The following is an 8037-nucleotide window of genomic DNA, read 5'->3' as shown; positions in this document are numbered from 1 at the left end:
GTGAAAACCAAGCCTAGCAAAATTGTAATGGAAACTCTTAATATCAAAAATATGATGAAGAATAAACACCTAGCGAAAGCTATTGCAGAGCAATGCTTATATGAGTTTAAAAGACAAATTCAGTATAAGTGCAAAAAGTACGGAATAGAGTTTGTAGAAGCAGATAAATGGTATCCTTCATCAAAAAAATGTTCTTGTTGTGGAAATATCAAAAAAGATTTACGACTTAAAGATAGAGTGTATAAATGTTCTTGTGGTCTTAAAATTGATAGAGATTTAAATGCAAGTATTAACTTAGCAAGTTATTCAATTTAGAATATCTAACTTAAAATAGATTCTAAATATGTACCTAACGATACTGGGGAATTTAAGCCTTTGGACTATCATAACAAATGAAAGTAGTATGTGATTTATCATTACGAAATCAGATAGATTGAAGAAGGAAGATATAAAACGAAAGTCTTAGGATATAAGTTGTATCACAGTATAAATGTCTACATTTAGATAGAAATGTATATATTTTTCGTATCGGTTCTGATTAAAGTCTTTTCTCTTAATTTAACTAGAAATTGAATATGTAATTTTTGTATTTTATTAACATTTAAATGCTATACTATGTTTAAATATTAATTTTAAAGGAGTTTTTTTATGAATTTTGATTTGGTTGCTAACGAATGGGACACTGATGGACGAATAGAGCGTGCTAAGATTATTGCTGATGAAATTTTGAAGAATGTTAATTGTTCTAGTTTGAGTACTGCTATGGAGTTTGGTTGTGGTACTGGTCTTTTGACTTTTAATTTATGTTCTTTATTTAAGGATGTTTATCTTGTGGATTCTTCTGAGGGAATGATTGATGTAGTTAAGAAGAAAATTGATGCTTTTCCAGTTTCTAATCTTCATCCTTTATGTTTAGATTTAACTTGTAATGATCTTGATGTTAATGTTGATTTTATTTATACTTCTATGGCTATGCATCATGTTTCTGATGTTAAATTAATTTTATCTAAGTTTAATAAACTTCTTAGTAAAGATGGCTTTTTATGTATTGTTGATCTTAATAAAGATAATGGAAGTTTTCATAGTCATGAGTCTGACTTTCATGGTCATAATGGCTTTAGTACTGATGACTTTTTGCAGTTTGTGGAATCTGCTAATTTTAAAGTTCTTGAGCATTATACTTTTTATAAGGGTATTAAAGAGAAAGATAATGTACCTTATTCTTTATTTATTACAGTTGCTAAGAAAATTTAAATTCACTCATTTTCCTTTTTCTAAGTCTTTTTAAAAAGCCTGTAGTCAGAACCGACTTTCTACAAGTGCTGGTCCTGACCACAGGGTTCTAATTTAGTTTTTTCTTTTGCTTAAATCTTATTTAAATCTTTTAATACTGGCATTGAATTGTATATGTTTAGTAAGTTTATACATATTAAAAATATTAATGTTCCATTGAATACTAGTAGCACTTTATTTTCTTTTAGGTTTTTATTTAGAGTACTTCCAAATATCCCTCCAAGTATGCCTCCGAGTACCATAAGTATCAATATGTTGTAATTTACTTCTGGAATTTTGCCTTCTATGATTATTGTTGCTAGTTTAGCTGTTTGTGAAAATAAAATTATTATTATTGAATTTATTGCAGCTTCCTTTGTGCTCATTGAAAACATCATTGCTAGAACACATATATTTATAGGACCTCCACCTATGCTTAGCATTGATGACACTCCTCCAAGTACTATACCTACAATTAAAAATCCTGTTATATTTTCTACTTTATAGCTTTTAAATTTATTTTTATTATTCATATAATAAAATGTTCCTACCATAAGAATTAATAGTATTAAATTTTGAAGTACTATTATTCTTGCTTCTTCCATATGTGCAATTAAAACATTTAAAACTTTCTCTCCTACAATTCCTCCTAGAACTCCTCCTATCCCTAAAAATATTGCTTGATTTTTATTTATTTTTTCATTGTTTTTTTTATATTTTATACAGGAAACAGTTGCCATTGAAAATACTGTTACTGCTGATAGAAAGCTTATTGTTTGTACATCATATCCCCCAACAAAATCTAAAATAGGTTTTATAATTACCCCTCCACCAATTCCTGCAAGTGCTCCAACTGTTGTTGCTATTAGTGCTATCCAAAAAAATATCATTTTTACTCCTTTAAATCATTAGTTGCAATGTTTGTTTCTTTTAAATAATTGAAAATCAAATCTAAATCTGTTTTTATTGAACCTAGGTATAATAAATCTGCATAGAACATTTGTGAGAACTTTGAAGATACTGCCCCTACTCTTATTCTTTTTTCATTGTTAGGTATATTTAAGGTATAGTCGCTTAGACTTTTAAGTTTGCTATCACCTTCTTTTACGATTGAAATTACTTTTGTGTTATTTTTCTTTACATTTTCAACTGCTAAGTTCACCTCTTTAGATTGTCCACTGTATGAAATTGCAATAGCTATATCATTCTGATTTGTATGTGCTGAAAATTCTAAATTCATGTTTGCATCGAAATTGAAAAAGCATCTTTTATTTACTCTATTAAATTTGTGATATAAATCATATGCAGATAATGATGAAGCTCCAATTGCATAAATATATATATTTTCTGCTCTTCTTATTTCTTTTAATATTTTCTCTAGATTATCTATATCTATTAGCTCTAATGTTCTTTTTAAAGCAATATCAACATTAGAGTATACTTTCTTTACAATATCTTTTACTGAATCATCTTCGTGTAAAATCGGGTCTATTTCTTCAATTTCACTTTCATTTTCTATTTCTTTTGCAAGTTCAATTTTTAATTTATCCAATCCATCTAATTCTATTTTTTTGCAAAATCTAACTACAGTTGCTCCTGATGTATCTGTCTTTTCACCTATTTCTTTGCTTGAAAGTTCTATAAACTCTCTATAATTTTTTAAAATATAATCACCTATTCTTTTTTCACTATTTGTAAATTTATCATATTTTACTTTTATTACTTCAATAACTTTCATCTTCTCTCCTTCTTAAAAAGGAACTACAAAAAATGTAGCTCCTTTATCTTATAAATAATCTCTAACATAAGGGCTTTTTTCTAGCATTTTAGTGCATTCTTCAAATCCTTTATTAGTTAAAATCATTACTATTGCTGTTTTAACTTTTCCATTACATATTTTCAAAATTTCTTTTGCTTTATCTTCTTCTATTCCTGTTGTTTCTTTAATTATCTTTATTCCTCTTTGCTCTAATTTTTCATTTTTTATGCTAAGGTCCACCATATAATTTTTATATACTTTTCCTATTTTTATCATGGAACCTGTTGAAATCATATTTAAAATCATTTTTTGAGCTGTTCCTGCTTTAAGTCTTGTAGAACCATTTATAGCTTCAGCTCCGGTGACTGCTTCTATTTTCACCTCTGTCTTTTCTCCTATTTCTGAACCCTTGGTACAACTTATAGAGATAGTTCTACACTTCACTACATTTTTCCCATATTCCAATGCACTTTTTACATATGGTGTTCTTCCTGATGCTGAAAGACCTATTAATACATCATTTTCATTTAAACTTATTTCTTTTAAATCTAAAATTCCTTGCTCTGAATTGTCTTCAGCCCCTTCACTTGCATTAACTAAAGCATTTGTTCCTCCAGCTAAAACACAAGTTACCTTACCCTTCTCTACTCCAAAAGTTGGAACACATTCACAAGCATCTCCAAATGCAAGCCGCCCTGAATTTCCAGCACCTATATAAATAATTCTTCCATCAAGCCTTAGTGCCTCAACTACAAGATCAATTGCTTTTGTTATATTATCTATTTCTCTTTCTACTGCTAGGGCTACCATTTTATCTTCTTCATTCATAAGCCTTACAATTTCTTTTGTCTCACATATATCTATATTTTCAGTATTTCTGTTTATCTTTTCCGTATCTAAAACTTCAATATTTACCTTATTCATTTGTCCCTCCTTTCTTAATTAGAAAATCTTATTATACTATCTCTCTTTACATAATCTAATACATCTAAGTATTCTGGATTTATGTGCCCAATAATATTTATCTTTCCATCTGATTGAAGATTTTCTTTACATATATTTATTTCACCTTCATATCTTCCACTTAAAGTATTATCCATTGTAATTGCGCCTTTATATCTTTTTACTGGATTCAATACTTTATTTTCTTTTATATCTCCTCGTCCATATCTCAATCTTATTATATGATCTAGGATATCCCCTCTTATTGGTGATTCTAATTTTTCTAAATTTTTATACTCATCATTCAAGTGCACTTTTACAGTTAAAATCTTTTCTTCCATATAACACTTTAACTTTTTTAAACTTTCAAGCGTTCCTTTATTATCACCAATATAAACGTGATCAACATATGAATTTAAAAGCTCTACTCCTGCAACATATGGATTTACACCTCTATGCTTTTCAAGAGTTGGAAGTCCTTCAAATACTGGTCCTCTAAGTTTTAGATCCCCTTGTACAAATGCAGCTATTTTAACACCTTGCTTTTTAAACCCTTTATTTATTGAAATCATGTGCTCTTTATTAAGGCCAGTATAATATCTTGGATAAAAATTGTGCATAACACATATTCGTTCCATATCACATCCACTTTCTCTTAATTCATTTAAAAATTCAGGCTTTACATCACTTGCGTTAAGATATACAAGAAATTTTTCTACTAATTCTTTTATTTCTTGAACTTTCTCAAATCCTCCATCCACTCTAATTGCTTTAAATCCCTTATCTTTCAATTCATAGATATTATCTATTTTCAACTTTTCACAAGCTGATGGAGAAATGTCTGGAATTAATGTCATTTCATACTTTTCTATCACCTTTAAAAGTTTCTCCATTTTTTCATCAAAATCTGAATAATCTTCCTCTATAACTTGAACTGATGTGAATATATTTTTTACACCAATCTTTGCAACTTCTTCAATATACTCTAAATCTAAATCTTGAAAATAAACTGATATTCCTAACATTTCGCTCTCCTCATTAAACACTTTTCACTGTTTCTTGTCCTATTTTTTCTTTTTCTTCTTCTTTTTTATGATTTTTATCTAATGCTTTTACAAATGGATAGAAAATCATAAACATAATTACCCAGGCGGCAAGTACCCATAGTAAAGCTGTGAAACTTCCATTAGCTCCTAAAAATGCTTTTATTGGTGCTGGCACTGTCCATGGTATACCTATATATGGTATCGGTATCATTCCTACTACTGTAAGCCCATAAGCAATTATTGCAATGACTACAAATGCTAATATACTAGGAATCATTAATAATGGATTTAACACTACAGGAACTCCAAAATTTAATGGCTCTCCTATATTAAATAATGCTGCTGGTAATGCTAGCCATCCAATTGCTTTTAAATGTTTTGATTTACAAAGAATTAATGCTACTGCAAGTGGTACAAGTCCTATCCAAATATATTGATCAAAGAAAGTAAATGTTGCAATATGTGGTAAAGCTTCCCCTGCTTGTGCAGCTGTTAAGTTTGTTGCATCCATTGATCTTAAAATTGGATCTGCTATAGAACCTACAACATTTCCTCCATGAATTCCTACAAACCATAACCCTCTATTTAAGAAAGGAATTAAAATTACTCCAAATAAACTATCACTAACGGATACAAGTGGTGTAAACATTTGTAATATAATGCTTGGTAGATCAATATTAAATAGCCATCTTACTGACCACCAGAAAAGTATAACTACTGTTGAAGGTATTAAGGCAATAAATGCTTGTACTATCATTGGTGGAACACCTTCTGGCATTTTTATAACTAAATTTCTTTTAACTACAAATCTAAAAATTTCTACTGTCCCTGCTGCAACTAATATTGCTGTAAATGCTGATTTTGCTCCTAAAAATCCTACATTTATAAATGATCCAGTTTCCATAGCTTCTATAGGAAATAATAATAAAAATGCTGATGCTGTTAATAATACAATAGGCATTGGATCTAGCTTTTTAGTTTCTCCATCCCTATCGTTATAATACATAATTGCATAATAAGCTGTTGCAATTGCAACATAAATCGCAAATACTTGTGTTCCTACACCTGATGCTTTCTTAATTAATGCAATTTTGTCTGGTCCTAAAAACTCTTTCCATGCATCCACTGGAAACTCTGCAACTAATAAAAATAATGACCCAATAAGTAATAATGACATTGTAGATACGAAAGTTTTCTGTAAAATCTGTAAATATCTCAATCTTGAAAACTTCATTAATGGTGGTACCATTTTCTCCTCAATAAACTTTATAATTCCATTCATAATTCCCTCTCCCTTTTTCTTTTTTCTACTTAATTACTTTATATACATATATTAACATTAAAGAAATTTTATTGCAATAGTTTTCATTATTTATTTTTTAAATGAAATTTAATTTTATTTTTATTGGTTTTTCCTATATTTTGAACTTAAATTTCATAGTGCTAAAGTTAAATGCAAAAAATACGTGGTAAATCAGCAATTAAGATTTACCACGTATTTTTTATTCTAATATTTTTTTAACTTTTTCTACTGTAATGTTACATTCTTTTGCTATTGTTTCTAGTGTTTGCTTTTGATTGAATAATTTAAATACTTTTTTTGCAAGTTCTATACCACTTTCTTTCCCTCTTTCTTCTACTTCAGGATCATATAAAGTTTTTGTCATTATTTCCACTTCCTTTTCTAACTTTTTACTTTTAAAGTATGCTCTATTTAAATATTCTATTAAATTCTGTATTCCTAATAATAATTTATGAAAATCTTCTCCATAAATTTCTTCTTCTTTTAATAATTTATTTGATGCTTCTGCTAAGGTTTTTGCTAACCTTTTTGCTTTCTCTGAAAGATTCTTTATGTCCTCATCTTTATTTTCTTTTTCTAATTTATTTAACTCTTTTCTTAGGTTAAATAACTGTAATGGTATTAAGGGATATAACTTTTTCGCTATTAAATCTTCTGTTGTATATTCCCAGTATTTCATTACTTCTACTTCGTAAATATATTCTTTTTCATTTGGAAATACTATTCTCATTTTCAAGCTATCTTCAATATTTTTATTTTCCTCAAAAAAGATGACTTTTTGCTTTGGAAAATATATTGTTTTCATTTTCTTTTCATTTATAGATTCTTCTTTTGCTTTTTTAAAACCATATTCAAAGGTTCTTATAACCATACTTGAATCATTTTTTGTTTGAAATTCTATATGATAATTTATTTTTTCATTATTTTTCTTTAATGCAGTGTAGAACATATCCCCTTTGATTGTATCTAGGTTATCTTCTATAAATTCATTTCCACTAATGCTTATGTTTACTTCATCTTCATTGAAATTTTCGTTGAATAACCCATTTAATAATTTTATTAAAACTCTATTAGATGTGGTGAATAGGAACTTTAAAACTTGGTCTAATTTCACTTTTTCTTTTTTATCCATTAGTTCTACCTTTGTTTCATTTTTTATTTTTATTGTGTCCTATTCTATTTTTTTTATTCTTATTATATCATATTTTACTTTTGGGATTGGCTCATTTTCTTTTTGGTAAGTTTTTCAAGAACCCCGGGTGAGGACTAGCTTTCTACGAAAGCTGGTCCTGGCCACGGGGTTCTGATTGAAGTTTTTTCTTTAAAATTTTAATTAATTAATTGAATTATTTTTTGTTTTATTCCGTTGAGGTTTATTTTTATTAGTAGTTCTGAGTTGTCTTTTAGTATTTCTTCTTTTCTTCCTGATAGATAGTAGAATATTGTGTTTTCTTTTTTTCTTATTATTAGGGTTTCTTCCTCTCGTAGTTCTTTATATATTTGCTTTATTTTTTCTATTATTTCTAGACTTTCTTTTATGCCTAGTGTACCTTCGTTTAGGATTTCGTTGAATACTATTAGATATAGTATTTCTTCATTGTTGTATTTTTCTTTTTTTTCTATTAGTTTTGATGATTTTTCTAATATATATTCTGATATTATTTTATTTTCTATTAAGGTTTCTCTAGTCATATACCCGTCTTTTAGTTTTCCTG

The 8037-nt window shown here is 28.1% G+C and carries 9 protein-coding genes; 2 read left to right on the top strand and 7 right to left on the bottom strand.

The window, feature by feature from the left end:
• Together ACRC28_RS07030 and ACRC28_RS07025 are read left to right on the top strand one after the other, a co-directional pair.
• Positions 1–315 (top strand): RNA-guided endonuclease InsQ/TnpB family protein (locus ACRC28_RS07030; protein WP_438542739.1); only part of this gene is annotated, 315 nt, incomplete at its 5' end.
• A gap of 333 nt (positions 316–648) precedes the next feature.
• Entirely contained in the window at positions 649–1254 is a 606-nt protein-coding gene (locus ACRC28_RS07025; protein ID WP_438542738.1) for a class I SAM-dependent methyltransferase, read from the top strand.
• 110 nt (positions 1255–1364) lie between these two features.
• On the opposite strand, the gene ACRC28_RS07020 is transcribed toward ACRC28_RS07025, so the two are convergent.
• The 7 genes from ACRC28_RS07020 to ACRC28_RS06990 all read right to left on the bottom strand — a co-directional run.
• Positions 1365–2162 carry a TSUP family transporter gene (locus ACRC28_RS07020; RefSeq protein WP_438542737.1) on the bottom strand — a complete coding sequence of 266 codons (798 nt, stop codon included), beginning with the start codon at positions 2160–2162 and terminating at the stop codon, positions 1365–1367.
• Positions 2163–2164: 2 nt separating this feature from the next.
• Positions 2165–3010 (bottom strand): MurR/RpiR family transcriptional regulator, encoded by an 846-nt coding sequence (locus tag ACRC28_RS07015; RefSeq protein ID WP_438542736.1) that lies wholly within the window; start codon positions 3008–3010, stop codon positions 2165–2167.
• A 48-nt stretch (positions 3011–3058) separates the two neighbouring features.
• Positions 3059–3955: an N-acetylmuramic acid 6-phosphate etherase gene (murQ, locus tag ACRC28_RS07010; protein ID WP_438542735.1), complete on the bottom strand. Its 897-nt coding sequence runs from the start codon at positions 3953–3955 to the stop codon at positions 3059–3061.
• A gap of 14 nt (positions 3956–3969) precedes the next feature.
• Entirely contained in the window at positions 3970–4998 is a 1029-nt protein-coding gene (locus tag ACRC28_RS07005) for a MupG family TIM beta-alpha barrel fold protein (protein ID WP_438542734.1), read from the bottom strand.
• Positions 4999–5011: 13 nt separating this feature from the next.
• Positions 5012–6301: a PTS sugar transporter subunit IIC gene (locus ACRC28_RS07000; RefSeq protein ID WP_438542733.1), complete on the bottom strand. Its 1290-nt coding sequence runs from the start codon at positions 6299–6301 to the stop codon at positions 5012–5014.
• Positions 6302–6521: 220 nt separating this feature from the next.
• On the bottom strand, positions 6522–7454 hold the full coding sequence (locus ACRC28_RS06995; protein WP_438542732.1) for a coiled-coil domain-containing protein: 933 nt from the start codon (positions 7452–7454) through the stop codon (positions 6522–6524).
• Between the two features lie 197 nt (positions 7455–7651).
• The coding region (locus tag ACRC28_RS06990; protein WP_438542731.1) for a DUF4004 family protein at positions 7652–8037 on the bottom strand (386 nt) is incomplete at its 5' end.

This window comes from Clostridium sp., assembly GCF_051650885.1.
Lineage (GTDB): Bacteria > Bacillota > Clostridia > Clostridiales > Clostridiaceae > Clostridium.
Note: the sequence above shows the minus strand (reverse complement) of the source record. Positions and strands in the feature narration are given on the sequence as shown.